This window comes from Variovorax sp. GW821-FHT10B04 (genome assembly GCF_059415645.1).
Genome location: NZ_JBWKNQ010000018.1, coordinates 45,162 through 60,927, shown reverse-complemented (window position 1 = coordinate 60,927; position 15,766 = coordinate 45,162). Strand labels below are relative to the sequence as shown.

The 15,766-nt window shown below is 69.1% G+C and carries 15 protein-coding genes; 6 read left to right on the top strand and 9 right to left on the bottom strand.

Going from position 1 to position 15,766, the window contains the following annotated elements:
* The 8 genes from AC07PZ_RS30095 to atzF form a co-directional block, all read right to left on the bottom strand.
* On the bottom strand, positions 1–1,113 hold the full coding sequence (locus AC07PZ_RS30095; protein ID WP_495298855.1) for a BMP family ABC transporter substrate-binding protein: 1,113 nt from the start codon (positions 1,111–1,113) through the stop codon (positions 1–3).
* Between the two features lie 128 nt (positions 1,114–1,241).
* Positions 1,242–1,622, bottom strand: coding sequence for an oxalurate catabolism protein HpxZ (hpxZ, locus tag AC07PZ_RS30090; RefSeq protein WP_495298854.1), 381 nt, complete (start codon positions 1,620–1,622; stop codon positions 1,242–1,244).
* Between the two features lie 14 nt (positions 1,623–1,636).
* Positions 1,637–3,073, bottom strand: coding sequence for an AtzE family amidohydrolase (locus AC07PZ_RS30085; protein WP_495298853.1), 1,437 nt, complete (start codon positions 3,071–3,073; stop codon positions 1,637–1,639).
* Complete coding sequence (locus tag AC07PZ_RS30080) at positions 3,070–3,276, bottom strand: AtzG-like protein (protein WP_495298852.1); 207 nt, start codon at positions 3,274–3,276, stop codon at positions 3,070–3,072. Before AC07PZ_RS30080 ends, AC07PZ_RS30085 begins: the two co-directional genes overlap by 4 nt.
* The gene (locus AC07PZ_RS30075; protein WP_495298851.1) at positions 3,273–4,094 is read right to left on the bottom strand and encodes an ABC transporter ATP-binding protein; all 822 of its coding nucleotides are present in this window, start codon (positions 4,092–4,094) and stop codon (positions 3,273–3,275) included. The genes AC07PZ_RS30080 and AC07PZ_RS30075 overlap by 4 nt, the downstream gene beginning before the upstream one ends.
* 5 nt (positions 4,095–4,099) lie before the next feature.
* On the bottom strand, positions 4,100–4,930 hold the full coding sequence (locus tag AC07PZ_RS30070) for an ABC transporter permease (protein WP_495298850.1): 831 nt from the start codon (positions 4,928–4,930) through the stop codon (positions 4,100–4,102).
* 133 nt (positions 4,931–5,063) lie between these two features.
* Positions 5,064–6,080 (bottom strand): ABC transporter substrate-binding protein, encoded by a 1,017-nt coding sequence (locus AC07PZ_RS30065; RefSeq protein WP_495298849.1) that lies wholly within the window; start codon positions 6,078–6,080, stop codon positions 5,064–5,066.
* A 49-nt stretch (positions 6,081–6,129) separates the two neighbouring features.
* Entirely contained in the window at positions 6,130–7,833 is a 1,704-nt protein-coding gene (gene atzF / locus AC07PZ_RS30060; RefSeq protein WP_495298848.1) for an allophanate hydrolase, read from the bottom strand.
* 281 nt (positions 7,834–8,114) lie between these two features.
* On the opposite strand from atzF, the gene AC07PZ_RS30055 reads away from it, so the two are divergent.
* Complete coding sequence (locus AC07PZ_RS30055; protein ID WP_495298847.1) at positions 8,115–8,894, top strand: PepSY-associated TM helix domain-containing protein; 780 nt, start codon at positions 8,115–8,117, stop codon at positions 8,892–8,894.
* Between the two features lie 25 nt (positions 8,895–8,919).
* Here the strand turns inward: AC07PZ_RS30055 and AC07PZ_RS30050 are convergent, their stop codons facing one another.
* Entirely contained in the window at positions 8,920–9,768 is an 849-nt protein-coding gene (locus tag AC07PZ_RS30050) for a M48 family metallopeptidase (protein ID WP_495298846.1), read from the bottom strand.
* 37 nt (positions 9,769–9,805) lie between these two features.
* On the opposite strand from AC07PZ_RS30050, the gene AC07PZ_RS30045 reads away from it, so the two are divergent.
* The 5 genes from AC07PZ_RS30045 (at position 9,806) to AC07PZ_RS30025 (ending at position 15,762) form a co-directional block, all read left to right on the top strand.
* Entirely contained in the window at positions 9,806–11,128 is a 1,323-nt protein-coding gene (locus AC07PZ_RS30045; RefSeq protein ID WP_495298845.1) for an AmpG family muropeptide MFS transporter, read from the top strand.
* 131 nt (positions 11,129–11,259) lie between these two features.
* On the top strand, positions 11,260–12,480 hold the full coding sequence (locus AC07PZ_RS30040; RefSeq protein ID WP_495298844.1) for a beta-ketoacyl-[acyl-carrier-protein] synthase family protein: 1,221 nt from the start codon (positions 11,260–11,262) through the stop codon (positions 12,478–12,480).
* Positions 12,477–13,310 carry a beta-ketoacyl synthase chain length factor gene (locus AC07PZ_RS30035; protein ID WP_495298843.1) on the top strand — a complete coding sequence of 278 codons (834 nt, stop codon included), beginning with the start codon at positions 12,477–12,479 and terminating at the stop codon, positions 13,308–13,310. The genes AC07PZ_RS30040 and AC07PZ_RS30035 overlap by 4 nt, the downstream gene beginning before the upstream one ends.
* 3 nt (positions 13,311–13,313) lie before the next feature.
* On the top strand, positions 13,314–14,954 hold the full coding sequence (locus tag AC07PZ_RS30030) for an NAD(P)/FAD-dependent oxidoreductase (RefSeq protein WP_495298842.1): 1,641 nt from the start codon (positions 13,314–13,316) through the stop codon (positions 14,952–14,954).
* A gap of 85 nt (positions 14,955–15,039) precedes the next feature.
* The gene (locus AC07PZ_RS30025) at positions 15,040–15,762 is read left to right on the top strand and encodes a response regulator (protein WP_495298841.1); all 723 of its coding nucleotides are present in this window, start codon (positions 15,040–15,042) and stop codon (positions 15,760–15,762) included.
* The last annotated feature ends 4 nt before the right edge of the window (positions 15,763–15,766 follow it).

Genomic DNA, 15,766 nt, shown 5'->3' with positions numbered 1-15,766 from the left:
TCAGATGCTGCCGTTGACGCCTTCGACCAGGTAGTTCATCTTCTCGAGCTCGAGGTCGGTCTGCTTGAGCGTCTTGCCGGCCGGCACCACGACCGCACCCTTGTTGTCCTTGATGCCGTCCTTGAAGATGTCGAAGCTGCCCGCGATCATCTTGGCCTTGATGTCGTCGGCCTGCTTCTTGGCGGCATCGGTCACGGCCGGGCCGTAGGCCGACATCTTCACGTAGCCTTCCTTCAGGCCGCCGCGCAGGAAGTTGGGGTGCGGCTTGCCGGTCTGTGCCGCTTCGATGATGGTCTTGTAGGCGGTGAGCCAGTTCCATTCGGCGCCCGTCAGGTAGGCCTGCGGCGCCAGCTTGGCCTGGCTCGCGTGGTAGCCGCAGACCATCTTGCCGCGCTTGGCCGCGGTCTCGACGATCACCTTCGGGCCGTCCACGTGCATCGTGAAGACGTCGCAGCCCTGGTCGGCCAGGCTGTTGGTGGCCTCGGCCTCCTTCACGGCCATCGACCAGTCGCCGGTGAAGATCACGCTGCAGGTGATGCCGGGCTTGACCGAGCGCGCACCGAGCGTGAAGGCGTTGATGTTGCGCAGCACCTGCGGGATCGGCTTGGCCGCGACGAAGGCGATCTTGTTGCTCTTCGTCATGTGGCCGGCGATCACGCCGTTCAGGTACTGGCACTCGTCGATGTAGCCGAAGAAGCTGCCCGCGTTCTTCGGGTGCTTGCCTTCGGTCCACATGCCGCCGCAATGCGAGAAGCGCACGTCCGGGTACTTGGCGGCCATCGCCAGCAGGTGCGGGTCGAAGTAGCCGAAGGAGGTCGGGAACAGCAGCTTGGCGCCGTCCTGCTGGATCATGCCGGTCATGGTCTTCTGCACGGCCGCGGTCTCGGGCACGTTCTCTTCCTCGACCACCTTCAGGCCGGGCATCTTCTTCACTTCGGCCGCGGCCTGGGCATGCGCCTGGTTGTAGCCGTAGTCGTCGCGCGGGCCGACATAGATCACGCCGATGGTCAACGGCTTCTGCGCCTGCGCCAGGGCGCTCCAGCCGCCCAGCGTGCCGGCGGCACCCAGGGCAGCGATGGACTTGAGGGAATCACGGCGATTGATCTGGCTCATGGGACGCTCCGAAGAATGAAGAGGACAACAGTTGAGGAAAGACAAACCTTCAGCCGGGCCACGCGCCTGATCTGGTGCGCACACCGTCTTGGATACAAGTTTGTACGCACGAAGCGTGCCTGCGCGAATCAGCCCAGCAGGCTCACGTGGGCGGCCACCACGCGCCAGCCCTGTGCGGTGCGCATCCAGGTCTGGCTCTGGCGCCCTGTTTTGGCGCTGCCTTCGCGCCGGAACTCGCAGTTCGCGGTCGCGAAGTCGCGGCCATAGGTGGTGATGACGGTGCGGATCAGCGTGCGCGCCAGCCCTTGCGCGGGGCGGCTCGCGCGGAAGGCCTGGATCTCGCCGTAGCCGTAGAGGTTCTCGCCCGCGCCGTAGCGCAGCGTGTGCGGGCTGTCCCAGAACAGCTCGTCGAGCACGTCGACCTTGTTGGTGACCAGCGCGTCTTCGTAGCGCGCGAAGACGGCGGTGACCTCGGCCAGCACGTCGGGCAGGTTGATGGCGTTTTCCATGGGGTCCTCCTGCATCACTTCAGTGCCGCGACCGGCGCCTGCGCCACGCCCGCCGCCTCGAGCGCCGCGGCGACGCGCAGCACCAGGTCTTCGCGCCACGGCGCCGCGATCACCTGCACGCCGACCGGCAGGCTCGGATGCGCGCCCCACACCGGCACCGCGCACACCGGCAAGCCGATGCACGAGATGGGTTGCGTGAGCACGCCCATGTTGGGCCGCACCGGCAGGCGCTGGCCGTTGATCTCGAACCATTCCGCGCCGATCGGCGTGGCGGCGCAGGGCGTGGCCGGCGCCAGCAGGATGTCGAAGCGCTCGAACAGCTTCGCGGCCTGCTCGGCGTAGAGCCGGCGCACGCGCTGGGCGCGCGCCACCCAGGCGGCCGGGATCAACGCGCCGGCCAGGAAGCGGTCGCGCGAGAGCGGTTCGAAGTCCTGCGGACGGCGCCGCAGGTCGGGCAGGTGCAGCGCGGCGCCTTCCGAATTGGTGATCAGGAACGCGGCGGCGCGGCCGGCCTCCACCATCGGCAGTTCCGCCGTGCGATGCGCACCCAGCGCCTCGGCCACGCGGTCGACCGCGCTCAGCGCCTCGGGCATCGCGCGCTCGCGGAAGTAGCCGCCGAGCACGCCGATGCGCAGGCCGCCCAGTCCGTGCGCGAGCTGCGGCATGGTGAGTTCGACCGCGCGCTGCGCGCAGCCGGGGTCGCGCGCATCGCCGGTCTCGGGGCCCTGCATCGCGTCGTAGGCGAGCGCCAGGTCGCGCGCCGAACGCGCGAACGGGCCGAGGTGATCGAGGCTGGAGATGAACGGGTAGCTGCCGGTGCGCGGCAGCCGGCCGAAGGTCGGCTTGAGCCCGAAGATGCCGCACAGCGAGGCCGGCACGCGGATCGATCCGTTGGTGTCCGAGCCCAGCGTGAGCGGCACCTGCCCGGCCGCCACCGCGGCGCCCGAGCCGCCCGACGATCCGCCCGCGATGCGCGTGAGGTCGTGCGGGTTGTGGGCCGCGCCGACGTGGCTGTTCTCGGTGGTGAAGCCGTAGGCGTACTCGTCCATGTTGAGCGCGCCGACCAGCACCGCGCCCGCGCTCTCCAGCCGGCGCACCAGCGCCGCGTCGCCGCGCGCGGGCTCGGCCTCGCGCTCGATCTTCGAGCCGGCCAGCGTGGGCAGGCCGGCGATGTCGAACAGGTTCTTGACGGCAAAGGGCACGCCCAGCAGCGGCAGCTCGCGGGTGCGCGCACCGCCCGTGGAGGCGAGCGATGCATCGACCTGCGCCGCGCGGCGCAGCGCACGCTCGTGCACGACGTCGGTGAAGGCGTTGATGCGGCCCTCGGTGGCGCCGATGCGGTCGAGGCTCGCCTGCACCAGCGACACGGCGCTCGCCGCGCCGCTGCGCACCGCTTCGGCCATCGTCGCCGCGTCCTTCAACAGCAGGGCATCAGCCGATGCGGCGCTCATGCTTCTTTCTCCTTCGGGCCGACCGGCACGAAGCTCACCGCGGGCTCGGCATGCGCGCCGAGCGGCACGGCCTCGACCACCGCGGCCATCTCGGCGGCCAATGCGAAGAAGCGCAGCACGCCGGGCCGGTGGTCGGGCCGCAGCGGCAGGCCGAGCGCGGCGGCGGCGGCATCGACGTAGGTTTCGGTCTGCGCGGGCGTCACCTCCGCACCTCCCTCTGGAAGATTTCGAGGCTCAACTTCTTCATCGCCACGAAGCTCGCCGAGCTCAGCGTTTCCAGCGTGCGCGGGCGTGCGTCGTCGTACTTCAGGATCTCGGCCACCTTGGTCGGCCGCTTGGTCAGCAGCAGCACTTCGTCGGCCAGGTAGACCGCTTCTTCCAGGTCGTGCGAGACCAGCAGCATCGTGGTGCCGGTCTGGATGAAGACCTCCTGCAGCTTCTCGCGGATGAACAGCGTCATCTCGAAGTCGAGTGCCGAGAAGGGCTCGTCGAGGAACAGCACTTCGGGGTTGGGCGCCAGCGCACGCATGATCGACGCGGTCTGCTGCTGCCCGCCCGACAGCTCGTACGGAAAGCGGTTGAGGTCGAACTTGACGTCGAAGGACGCGACGAGCTCGGCCATGCGGCGGTCCACCTCGGCCTTGCTGCGGCCTTCGAGCTTCAGCGGATAGGCGATGTTGTCGATGGTGCGCATCCACGGAAACATCGCCTCGCGGTAGTTCTGGAACACGTAGCCGATCTTGGTGTCCTTCAGGCTCTTGCCGTCGAACAGGATCTCGCCGGAGTCGATCGGTATGAGCCCGGCGATCATGTTGATCAGCGTGCTCTTGCCGCAGCCGTTGGGCCCGAACACCGAGACGATCTTGTGCTTCGGTATGTCGAGGTCGAAGTTCTCGTACAGCGGCCAGCCCGCGAAGTACTTGGTCAGGCCGCGGATGGTGATGTGCGTGCCGGCCGGGCCGGGCGCGAAGACGGGTGCGGGCACGTCGGCGTACACCGGGCCGTTGAGGACTGCGGACATGGCGATTACCTTCCAGACCAGTGAACGATCTTGCGTTCTGCAATGAGGAACAGGATGTTCAGGGCATAGCCCAGCGCACCTGCGGCCAGGATCGCGGCATACATGCTCTTGACGTTGAGCACCTGCTGCGCGTCGATGATGCGGTGGCCGAGGCCGGCGTCGGAGCCGATGAACATCTCGGCCACGATGACGATCACCAGCGCCATCGACACCGCGGAGCGCAGGCCGACGAAGCTGGGCTGCAGGCTCTCCCAGATCAGCACGTCCTTGAACACCTGCCAGCGCGACGCCCCCATCACCTTGGCGGCCATCACGCGTTGCTTGCGCGCGTTGATCACGCCATAGGCGCTGTTGAAGATCACGATCAGGAAGGCGCCGAAGGCCGCGATCGCGATCTTGTTGATGTCGGACACGCCGAAGATCAGCAGGAACAGCGGGATCAGCGCGGACGACGGGGTGGAGCGGAAGAAGTCGATCAGGAACTCGACGCTGCGGTACAGCTTCTCGTTGCTGCCCAGCAGCACGCCCAGCGGCACGCCGATGACCGCGGCGATGACGAAGGCCTGCACCGTGCGCCACACCGTCACCGCGAAGTCGGTGAGCAACGGCCCGCCGGCCAGTCCGGTGATGAGCGTGGCCACCGTGTCGGCCGGCGCGGGCAGCAGGATGGGCTTGATGAAGCCCAGCCGGACCACGAGGTCCCACACGATGAACAGCACGATCGGCCCGATCGCCGGCAGCAGCTTGTCCCACAGCGGTGGCTTGGGCGCAGCGGTCGATGCGTTGGCCGCGGGCGGCGTCCAGGGCTTGGTTACGGGGGCGGCCGCTTCAGCCATGTCGGTACTCCTTCTGATTGGGTTCTTTCAGGGATACCGCGGAACCGGCTTTGCCGGGCCGCTGGTATCGCCCCCGCGAGGGGGTTGGCGAAGCGACACGCAGTGCGCGCAGCCTGGGGGCGGGCCTCATGCTTCAGCCCTTGTAGAGAAGACCGTCGACGGCGACCTTCTTCTCGAAGATGCCCTTGTCGGTGAACAGGTCGTAGAACTTCTGGAAGTACGCGACGTCGCTCGGCTTGAACTCGTTGTAGAGCATGTACGAGGCCAGCGGCACTTCGGCGGTCAGTGCGCCTTCGATGGCGGTGTAGCCCTTCATGTATTGGCGTGCGTCGTCGGGCTGCGTGCGCACCAGCTCGACGCCGCGCGCATAGGCGGCAATGAATTTCTTCGTCGCCTCGGGGTTCTTCTTGATGAACTCGGTCGTCAGGCTGGCGGCGCCGCCATGCCACGGTGCCATCGGGTCACCCAGGATGTATTTGGCGACGACGCCGGCCTCGAGCACGCGCGTGGTGCCGTTCATGCGGCCGACGGTGCCGGTCGGCTCCAGCGTGTAGCAGGCGTCGACCTGGCCGGCCACGAGCGCGGCGACGTGCTGGCCGATCGGCAGTTCGCTGACCGTCGCGCCGGTCGCGCCCGCGCGCTCCAGCATGGTCTTGGCGAGCGTCACGTTCTGAATGCCGGGGCCCGACGCGACCTTCTTGCCTTTCAGGTCGGCCATGGTCTTGAACGCACTGTCCTTGGCGACGATGAACTCGTCGAGCACGAACTTGGCGTTGCTCGGATTGGTGCAGAAGATCTTGAACAGGCCCGGCTGCGCGATCTCGCCGATCGCCAGGTTGGCCGAGCCGGTGCCGTTGGCGCTGCCGTCAGAACGGCCCGAGAGCATGGCTTCCATCACCTGCTGCGCGCCCGCGAACTTGAGCGGCTCGACGTCGAGGCCGGCTTCCTTGAAGTAGCCCTTGTCGACGGCCGCGAAGAACGGCAGCCCGGCCGCGACCGGCCAGAAGCCGATGCGGATCTTCGGCATCGACTGGGCGCGCACCAGCGCGGGCGCAGCCAGCACGGCGAGTCCGGCGGCGCCGGTCTGCAGCAGCTGGCGGCGCGATGGCCGTGCGGCGGCGCTCGGGAAGGTTTTTTCCTGGGTATCCATGAAGCAACTCCTGTGTGATGTCGAAAGCGGAACGGGTGAAAGGGACGGCTCAGGCCGAAGCGGCCTGGCGGGAAGCGATGTAGCGGCGCCAGCCGCCGTGGTGCGTGATGTCCTCGGCGCCGTCGAGTGCCAGCGACTCGCAGACGAAGCCCTGCACGCTGCTGCCGTCGACCAGCTTCAGCGTGCCGATGCCCAGCGGTGCGGGGATCAGCGCGACGAAGGAGCCGTAGGCGGTGGCGGGCATTTCCCAGACCTCGACGATCAGCGACGCCCCATCGGCGGCCACGCGCGCCATGCCGGGCTTGGGCGGCACGGTGCCGGGCAGCGCGAAGAGGCGGTATTCGGGCGCGGTCAGCGTCTCGCGCAGCAGCACGGCACCGCGCTCGGTCAGCTGGCCGTTGAGCGGCATGCCCGACAGGTGGGCGCCGACCACGGCGACCTGCACCGTGGCGGTCGGCTTCACCAGCGGCAAGGCGACGGGCTCGGGCAGCGCCTGGCCGGTGGCGCCGAGCGTGAGCCCGCTGGCGTGGTGGATGCGCTGGCCGAGCTCGGCCAGCTGGAAGTCGCTGGCGCAGGGGCCGACCAGGGTGATGCCGAAAGGCAGGCCGTCCGCACGCAGGCAGGTCGGCACCGAGATCGCGGCGTAGTCCAGCAGGTTCACGAAGTTGGTGTACGCGCCCAGGTTCTGGTTGAGCGCGACCGGGTCGGCCTGCATCTGCGCGATCGTGTAGCTGGCCGGCGCCGTCGGCACCGCGAGCACGTCGATGTGCTGCCACATCGGCGCCGCGCGCTGGCCGAGTGCGCGCAGCCGGGTCTGTGCATCGACGAAGTCCGCGGCGCTGTAGTCGCGGCCGCGCGCCAGGATGCTGCGCACCGGCTCGATCACCTCGTGCTCGTGCATGTCGAAGAAGCCGCGCACGGCGGCATAGCGCTCGGCCACCAGCGCACTCTCGTACAGCAGCGCCGCCGCTTCGGCCAGCGGCGCGTAGTCGATCGGCACGAGCTCGGCGCCCAATGCCTCGAGCTGGTCGAGCGACTGCGCGAAGGCCGCCTCGGCCTGCGCGTCGCCGAAGAAGTCGAGCCGGTTCGGCACGCCGACACGCGGCCGCACCGGCAGCGGCGCGGTGGTCAGCGCGAGCGTGCGCGAGTAGGGGTCGCCGGCATCCGGCCCCATCGCCGCCTGCAGCACGCGCGCCGCGATGTCGACGGTGCGCGCAAAGATCGATACGCAGTCGACGCTCTGCGCGGCCGGCACCACGCCGCGCGCACTGACGAGCCCCTTGGTCGGCTTGATGCCCACGATGTTGTTCAGGCCGGCCGGCACGCGGCCCGAGCCGGCGGTGTCGGTGCCGAGCGAGAAGTCGACCGCGCCGGTCGCCACCGCCCAGGCGGAGCCCGAGCTGGAGCCGCCGGATACATAGAGTGGGTCGAAGCTGTTGGGCACCGGGCCGTAGGGCGAGCGCGTGCCGTTCAGGCCGCAGGCGAACTGGTCGAGATTGGTCTTGCCGACCAGTTCCGCACCGGCATCGAGCAGGCGCTGCACCACCTGTGCGTGGGCGCCGGCCTGGTAGGTGAAGGCCGGACAGGCCGCGGTGGTGGGCACGCCCGCCACGTCGATGTTGTCCTTGACCGCAAAGCGGAGGCCGGCGAGCGGGCCGCTGCGCATGGCGTTGGAATTCGCCATGGGCGGCTCGATCTTCGTAATCCAGGCGGTGGAATCGCCTGGCGCTGCGGAAGTCGTTTCATGCACCATCGTCAAGCATCCTGTCTTGTGTACAAGTTGAGATGCAAGCGGCGTGCCAGCGGCTGCACATGCCAAGTCGCACGCGCCAGGCCATGCGCCGATGCGGTTGCGCCGCAGCCCGTCATGCTTAGGCGAGTAAAAGACAATGCAATCCATTCGCATCTAATATGCGATGCGACCTCTGGTTTGCCCGCTTGCGCAGCGCGCGGAAAATGCGCCGCCTTCCTACCCGCCCCACCGATGCATCTGACGATCCAGCCCCCGCCTTTCCTTTCGCGGAGCGCCTCCTGATGGCCGCCGTTCCGACCTCGACTGCACCGCCGGTGCGCACCGCCGCGCCACATCCGCACCATCGTCGCGCCGCCTTCGTGCGCTGGGTCCGCAAGACGCACGGCTGGTTCGGACTCTGGGGCGCGATCCTCGGCCTGACCTTCGGTTTCAGCGGGATCTGGCTGAACCACCGCGCGGTACTCAAGCTGCCGGCGGTCACGCAGGCACGCGCCAACAGCCAGCTCGCCCTGCCCGATCCGGCGCCCGCGACACCGGAAGCCATGGCGGCATGGCTGCAGAAGGCACTCGAACTCGACGGCCCGCCGAACAACACCCGCGTCGAGCCCGCCCGCCCCGTGGCCTGGACCGAGAAGACAGAGAAGACGCCGGGCGGCAAGGCCGAGGCCGGCACTCACGCGGCACCCGCAGCATCGCCCGAAGCGACGACCGCGCCGGCGCCTGCAGCCGCACCGCGCCTGATGCAGCCGGCGCGCTGGACCTTCAATTTCGGCGGCCCCCATGCGGCGGTGCAGGCCGAGTACTGGGCCGGCAACCGCTCGGTCGCGGTCACCAGCACCAGCAACGGCTTCGTCGCGACGCTGACCAACATGCACAAGGGCACCGGCATGTCGGTCCCCTGGATCCTGCTGGTCGACACGCTGGCCGGCAGCCTGATCTTCCTGTCGATCTCCGGCGTGATCCTCTGGGTGCAGACCAACCGGCGCCGCACCGTCGGCTTCAGTCTGCTGGGGCTGTCCGTGCTGGTCTACGCGGTGATCGTGCTGATGCGGGTGGGCTGAGCCTGCGGGCGGCCGGTCCGGCGCCTCAGCGCTTGGCGTCGCGGTACAGCCGCTCGACCTTCGGCACGTTGGCCTGCAGCGTGCGGATGCGGTCGGGGCCGCTCGGGTGGGTCGACAGGAAGCTCAAGCCGCCCTGGTTCTTCGAGGCCGCCGCCATCTTGGTCCAGAGCGACACGGCAGCACGCGGGTCGTAGCCGGCCCGGGCGGCCAGTTCCAGCCCCACCAGATCGGCCTCGGACTCGTCGCTGCGGCTGAACTGCAGCGAGATCAGCTGCGTGCCCGCACGCGCCGCCATGTCGCCGACCTGGCCGAGTCCGAGCAGTTGCGCCGTGATCGACAGCGCCGCGCCCGTGCCCGCGTTCTTCGCCATCCGGGCGCGCGCATGTTCGCGCAACGCATGCGCCATTTCATGGCCCATGACCATGGCGACCTCGTCGTCCGTGAGCTTGAGCTGGTCGAGGATGCCGGTGAAGAAGGCGATCTTCCCGCCCGGCATGCAGAAGGCGTTGATCTGCTTGCTGCCGATCAGGTTCACCTCCCACTTCCACTGGGCGGCGCGCGGGTTCCATTGGGCGGCGAAAGGAATGATCCGCTGCGCGATGGCGCGCAGCCGCTGCAGTTGCGCATTGCCCGGCGGCGCCAGCGCGCCCTTCGCCCTGGCCTGCGACATCAATTCTCCGTACTGCTGAGTGCCGGCTCGCTCGATGTTGTCGGCCGACACGAAGTTGCGCGCGACCGATGCGCGGCCGACGTCGACCTGCGCCAGCGCGGGCAGCGCCGCGCTGCCGGCCGCCGCCAGCAGGAAGGCGCGGCGGGCCTGCCAGGGGCGGCCGCCACGTGATACATCGGCATCGGGTCCGCAGAGGAAACACATGCGGGAATAATAAGCAGGCCGCCACGATTTGCCCGCAATGTCCACACCTCCCGCCGCCGACGCTTCCCCTTCCCTGCGCTGGCGCGATGCGCTGCGGGTCTACCTCGAACCCGCGACGCTGCGGATGCTGGCGCTCGGCTTCGCGGCCGGCCTGCCGCTGCTGCTGGTGCTCGGCACGCTGAGCTTCCGGCTGCGCGAGGCCGGCGTGGCGCGCACCGCGATCGGCTATCTGAGCTGGGTCGGCCTGGTCTACGCGTTCAAGTGGGTCTGGGCGCCGCTGGTCGACCGGCTGCCGATCCCGCTGCTCACCCGTGCCCTCGGCCGCCGGCGCAGCTGGCTGCTGCTGGCGCAGGCGCTGGTGGTCGCCGGGCTGATCGGCATGGCGCTGAACGACCCGCGCGCCGGGCTGCCGCCGCTGGTCTGGTGCGCGCTGCTGGTCGCCTTCGGCTCGGCCACGCAGGACATCGCGCTCGACGCCTTCCGCATCGAATCCGCCGAGACGCGCAAGCAGGCTGCGCTGGCCGCGGCCTACCAGACCGGCTACCGGCTCGCGATGATCTGGGCCGGCGCCGGCGTGCTCTGGGTCGCCGCCTGGGCGGAGGTCGCGGGAACGGCCGGCTATCAGGACAACGCCTGGAAGGTCGCCTACCTGGTGATGGCCGCCTCGATGGCGGTCGGCGTGCTGACGGTGCTGCTGTCGGCCGAGCCCGCGCAGCGCGCATCGCCGAAGGCCCGCAATGCCGCCGAATGGCTGCAGGCGGTGCTGATCGAGCCCTTTGCGGACTTCTTCCGCCGCTACCGCTGGGAAGCCGCGCTGATCCTCGCGCTGATCGCGATCTACCGGATCAGCGACGTGGTGATGGGCATCATGGCCAACCCGTTCTATGTCGACATGGGCTTCACCAAGGACGAGGTCGCGACCGTCAGCAAGGTGTTCGGCGTGATCATGACGCTGGTCGGCGCCTTCGTCGGCGGCGTGCTGTCGATGCGCCTGGGCGTGATGCGCGTGCTGATGCTGGGCGCCGTGCTCAGTGCGGCGAGCAACCTGCTGTTCGCCTGGCTCGCACTGCACGGCCACGACATGACGATGCTGGTGCTGGTGGTGTCGGCCGACAACCTGGCCGGCGGCATCGCGTCGGCCGCCTTCATCGCCTACCTGTCGAGCCTGACCAACATCAGCTATTCGGCCACGCAGTACGCGCTGTTCAGCTCGCTGATGCTGCTGCTGCCGAAGTTCATCGCCGGCTATTCGGGCGCCTTCGTCGACGCCTACGGCTACGTGAGCTTCTTCATCGCGACGGCGGCACTCGGGCTGCCGGTGCTGGTGCTGGTCGCGCTGGCCCAGCGCCGGTTGCGCTGAGCCGATTCGCTCGCCGGCGCGGCGCGCGCTGTCGAAGAATGCCGACGTGCGCGCGCCATTTCCGCTGGTAGGCTCGCGCTCACCCGGCGCCGGCCCTCTCCACTTTTCCGTTCTTTCCCCACCATTCATTCGTGCCCTCCCGCATTCCGCCCCTTCCCATCCGCGCCTACACCGCGACATCGGCCGTCGGTGCCGGCAAGGCCGCGCTGGTCGATGCGCTCGCACAGTCCCGCAGCGGCCTGCGGCTCAACGACTTCGGCGACGAAGGCCCGGGTCGGCCACGGCTGACCACCTGGATCGGCCGGGTCGACGGGCTCGAAGACCTGCGGCTGCCCGCGCCGCTCGCGCACTGGGACTGCCGCAACAACCGGCTCGCCTGGCTGGGACTGCAGGCCGACGGCTTCATGGACGCCGTCGCGGCGCTGCGCGAACGCTACGGCCCGGCGCGCATCGCGCTGATCCTCGGCACCTCGACCTCCAGCATCGGCGAAACCGAGCTGGCCTACACCCAGCTCGACGCCGACGGCTTTTTCCCTGCGGCGCAACGGCGCCCCGACATCCACACGCCGCATTCGCTCGCGCTCTTCGTGCAGGACGCGCTGGGCCTGGCCGGACCGTGCGAGACCATCTCTACCGCCTGCTCGTCCAGCGCCAAGGCCTTCGCATCGGCCGAGCGGCTGATCCGCCTGGGGCTGGTCGACGCCGCCGTGGTCGGTGGTGTCGACACGCTGTGCGGCAGCGTGCTGTACGGCTTCAACTCGCTCGAACTGGTGTCGCCGCAACCCTGCCGGCCGTTCGACGCGGCCCGCGACGGCATCAGCCTGGGCGAGGCCGCGGGCTTCGCGCTGCTCGAACGCGCCGATGCCGGTGCGGCAGATACGCCTGGCCAACTGCAGCTGCTGGGCTACGGCGAAGCCAGCGACGCGCACCACATGTCGACACCGCATCCGGAAGGCCTCGGCGCCGAGCGCGCGCTCGACGACGCATTGGCGCGCGCCGGCATGGCGGCAGACGCGATCGACTACATCAACATGCACGGCACGGCGAGCACCAAGAACGACGAAGTCGAGGGCGCGCTGGTGGCACGGCGCTTTCCGGCGGCCACGCACGCCAGTTCGACCAAGGGCTTCACCGGCCACACGCTCGGCGCCGCCGGCATCGTGGAAGCGGTGGTCAGCCTGCTCGCGATCGAGACCGGCCTGATGCCCGGCACCGTGAACACCACGCAGCCCGACGCGGCGTGCGGCCCGCAGATCCGGCTGGCACCGGCGCGTGGCGACGTGCGCCGCGCGCTGAGCAACTCCTTCGGTTTCGGCGGCAACAACTGCGCCCTGATTTTCGGCAAGACATGACGACTGCGCGCACGCTCCACATCGAAGGCCCGGCCCTCTGGTCGCCGCTGCTGCCCGGCTGGGAGGCGGCACGCGCGGCCTTCATCGGCCAGGGCGCACCGGCCGATCCGCCCGCCAGGCGGCCGGCGCCGCAACTGCTGGCACCGGCCGAACGGCGCCGCGCACCGGACACCGTCGCGCTGGCGCTCGAAGTGGCGAGCGCGGCGGTCGCCGGCGCGGGCCGCGAGGCCAAGGACCTGCCCTGCGTCTTCATCTCGGCGCACGGCGACCTGGGCATCAACGACTACATGTGCAGCACGCTGGCCAAGGAGCCGACGCTGCTGTCGCCGATCAAGTTCCACAACTCGGTGCACAACGCCGCGGTCGGCTACTGGACCATCGGCACCGGCTGCATGCAGGCGAGCAACTCGGTGTCGGGCTACGAGCGCAGCTTCGCGATCGGCCTGCTCGAAGCCGCCGTGCAGTGCGCCGCCGACGCGCAGGCCGTGTTGCTCGTGGGCTACGACATGCCGGCCGTCGGCGCGCTGTCCTCCGTGACCGACAGCAACGGGCTGCTGGCCGTCGCGATGGTGCTCGCACCGGCGCGCACCGAACGCACCGTGGCATCGTTCGACTGGTCGCTGGTCGACAGCGAAGGCGACGGCGCCACGGCGGAGACCGCGACCCGGTCCGATGCCGCCGCGTTGCTGAAAGGCAATCCGATGGCACGGGCGCTGCCGCTGTTCGAGCGGCTCGCAGCCGCATCGGACGCGGCGCCGGATTCTTCGCCGATCCACCTGTCCCTCTCTCCCACGCTGTCGCTCCGGCTGCAGCCCGCCAGAAAAGACTGAACCATGACGATCGCCACGCAACGACAGCACGACGTGGTGATCATGGGCGGCGGCCTCGCGGGCCTGACGCTCGCGCTGCAACTCAAGCAGCAGTTCGCCGACATCGACGTACTGGTGCTGGAGCGCCGCGCGCACCCGGTGCCGCACGCGGCGCACAAGGTCGGCGAGTCGTCGGTCGAGATCGGCGCGCATTACTTCGACACCGTGCTGGGCCTGAAGCCGCACATGCAGCAGGACCAGTTGCGCAAGTTCGGCTTCCGCTTCTTCTTCAGCGAAGGCCGGCACGACATCGACCAGGTCACCGAGATCGGCGTGAGCCGGGCGCTCCACATCCCGAGCTACCAGATCGATCGCGGCATCTTCGAGAACTACCTGGCCGAGGAGGCGAAGCGCCGCGGCGTGCAGTTCGTCGACCATGCGCTGGTGCGCCAGATCACGCTGGCCGACCCTGCGCAACAGCCGCAGCAGCCGCACCACCTGAGCTGGACGCAGGACGGCGAGACGCACGAGGCCTCGGCGCGCTGGCTGGTCGACGCCTGCGGCCGTGCCGGGCTGCTCAAGCGCAAGCTCGGGCTGGCCGAGCCGAACGCGCACGACGTCAACGCCGTCTGGTTCCGCATCGGCGAACGCATCGCGCTCGACGACTGGAGCGACGACCCGGCCTGGCGCAACCGCTGCGAGCCGAAGGCGCGCTGGCTGTCGACCAATCACCTGGTCGGTGCGGGCTACTGGGTCTGGCTGATTCCGCTGGCTTCGGGCTCGCATTCGGTGGGCATCGTGGCCGATCCGAAGTTCCATCCGCTGGACACAATGGACAGCTTCGACAAGGCGATGGACTGGTTCAGAACGTACCAGCCGCGGCTGTTCGACGCGCTCGACGGCAAGCGCGCGCTGCTGCAGGACTTCGCGTTCTTCCGCCACTTCTCCTATGGCTGCAAGCAGGTGTTCTCGGGCCAGCGCTGGGCGCTGACCGGCGAGGCCGGCCTGTTCCTGGACCCGTTCTATTCGCCGGGCAGCGACTTCATCGCCATCGGCAACACCTACATCTGTGACCTGATCGCGCACGACCGCAACGGGCGTTCGATCGAGGCCCGCGCGCAGCTCTACGACCAGCTCTACCACTCGTTCTACGACAGCACCCTGACGCTCTACCAGGACCAGTACGCGCTGTTCGGCGACCCGCAGGTGCTGCCGGTGAAGATCATCTGGGACTACACCTACTACTGGGGCGTGCTCTCGCAGATCTTCTTCCAGAAGCGCCTGACCGACGTGGCCGCGCTCGGCGCGCTGCGGGAAGAACTGCAGCATTGCCGGCAGCTCAACGTGGAGGTGCAGCGCTTCCTGCGGGCCTGGTCGGCGGTGAGCGACAAGGCCAATCCGGCGGTGCTGCTCGACCAGGCCTCGCTGCCCTGGTTCGCCGAGCTGAACCGCAGCCTGGCCGACACGCTGGACGATGCCGGCTTCAAGGCGCGCATCCAGGCATCGACCGGGCTGCTGCGCGCGCTGGCCGGCGAGATCCTGCAACGCGCCGCCGGTTGCCGGCCGGCACCGGACGCGAGCGCACTCGAAGCGCTGCTGCGCCAGACCATGCCGACGTCGAAAACCGCCGCGCGATCTGGCACCATGCTGTTCGAAGCCGCCTGATCGCCCCCGTGGGGCGCTTCGGCGACGCCTTGGTTTACCCCAACTTTACGGAGCGTTCAAGCCGCCTTGCCGGCCACGCGCAATCATGGCCGTCATGACCACCCCCCAACTCCTGCTGATCGAAGACGATGCGCGCCTGGCGCAGATGGTCAGCGAATACCTCACGCAATCGGGCTTCGGCGTGAGCCACGCGGCCGACGGCATGTCCGGCCTCGAGCAACTGCAGCAGCACGCCCCCGACCTGGTGATCCTCGACCTGATGCTGCCCGACATCGACGGTCTCGACCTGTGCCGACGCATCCGCGCATTGCCCGGCGCGCTGGCCAAGGTGTCGGTGCTGATGCTGACCGCCAAGGGTGACCCGATGGACCGCATCATCGGCCTGGAGATCGGCGCCGACGACTACCTGCCCAAGCCTTTCGAACCGCGCGAACTGCTCGCGCGCATCCGCGCCGTGCTGCGCCGACGCGGCGAGACGAGCAGCGAGGCGGCGACCATCACCGTGATGCGCTTCGGCACGCTGGAAATCGACCGCAACGCCCGCACCGTGACGGTCGGCGGAACCTCGGCCGAACTCACGTCCTACCAGTTCGACCTGCTGGTCGCCATGGCCGAACGCGCCGGCCGCGTGTTGACGCGCGACCAGATCATGGAAGCCGTTCGCGGTCGCGAACTGGAGGCCTTCGACCGCTCGATCGACGTGCACATGGGCCGCATCCGCGCCGCGATCGAGGTCGATGCGAAGAACCCGAAGCGCATCCTGACGGTGCGCGGCGTCGGCTACGTCTTCGCCAAGCAGCAAGACTAGAGAT

Coding starts and splice junctions, on each gene's coding strand:
- AC07PZ_RS30055 (WP_495298847.1), top strand. CDS start 8,115: ATGGCCGCCGTTCCGACCTCGACTGCACCGCCGGTGCGCACCGCCGCG.
- AC07PZ_RS30070 (WP_495298850.1), bottom strand. CDS start 4,930: ATGGCTGAAGCGGCCGCCCCCGTAACCAAGCCCTGGACGCCGCCCGCG.
- AC07PZ_RS30075 (WP_495298851.1), bottom strand. CDS start 4,094: ATGTCCGCAGTCCTCAACGGCCCGGTGTACGCCGACGTGCCCGCACCC.
- AC07PZ_RS30030 (WP_495298842.1), top strand. CDS start 13,314: ATGACGATCGCCACGCAACGACAGCACGACGTGGTGATCATGGGCGGC.
- atzF (WP_495298848.1), bottom strand. CDS start 7,833: ATGGTGCATGAAACGACTTCCGCAGCGCCAGGCGATTCCACCGCCTGG.
- AC07PZ_RS30095 (WP_495298855.1), bottom strand. CDS start 1,113: ATGAGCCAGATCAATCGCCGTGATTCCCTCAAGTCCATCGCTGCCCTG.
- AC07PZ_RS30035 (WP_495298843.1), top strand. CDS start 12,477: ATGACGACTGCGCGCACGCTCCACATCGAAGGCCCGGCCCTCTGGTCG.
- hpxZ (WP_495298854.1), bottom strand. CDS start 1,622: ATGGAAAACGCCATCAACCTGCCCGACGTGCTGGCCGAGGTCACCGCC.
- AC07PZ_RS30045 (WP_495298845.1), top strand. CDS start 9,806: ATGTCCACACCTCCCGCCGCCGACGCTTCCCCTTCCCTGCGCTGGCGC.
- AC07PZ_RS30085 (WP_495298853.1), bottom strand. CDS start 3,073: ATGAGCGCCGCATCGGCTGATGCCCTGCTGTTGAAGGACGCGGCGACG.
- AC07PZ_RS30025 (WP_495298841.1), top strand. CDS start 15,040: ATGGCCGTCATGACCACCCCCCAACTCCTGCTGATCGAAGACGATGCG.
- AC07PZ_RS30050 (WP_495298846.1), bottom strand. CDS start 9,768: ATGTGTTTCCTCTGCGGACCCGATGCCGATGTATCACGTGGCGGCCGC.
- AC07PZ_RS30065 (WP_495298849.1), bottom strand. CDS start 6,080: ATGGATACCCAGGAAAAAACCTTCCCGAGCGCCGCCGCACGGCCATCG.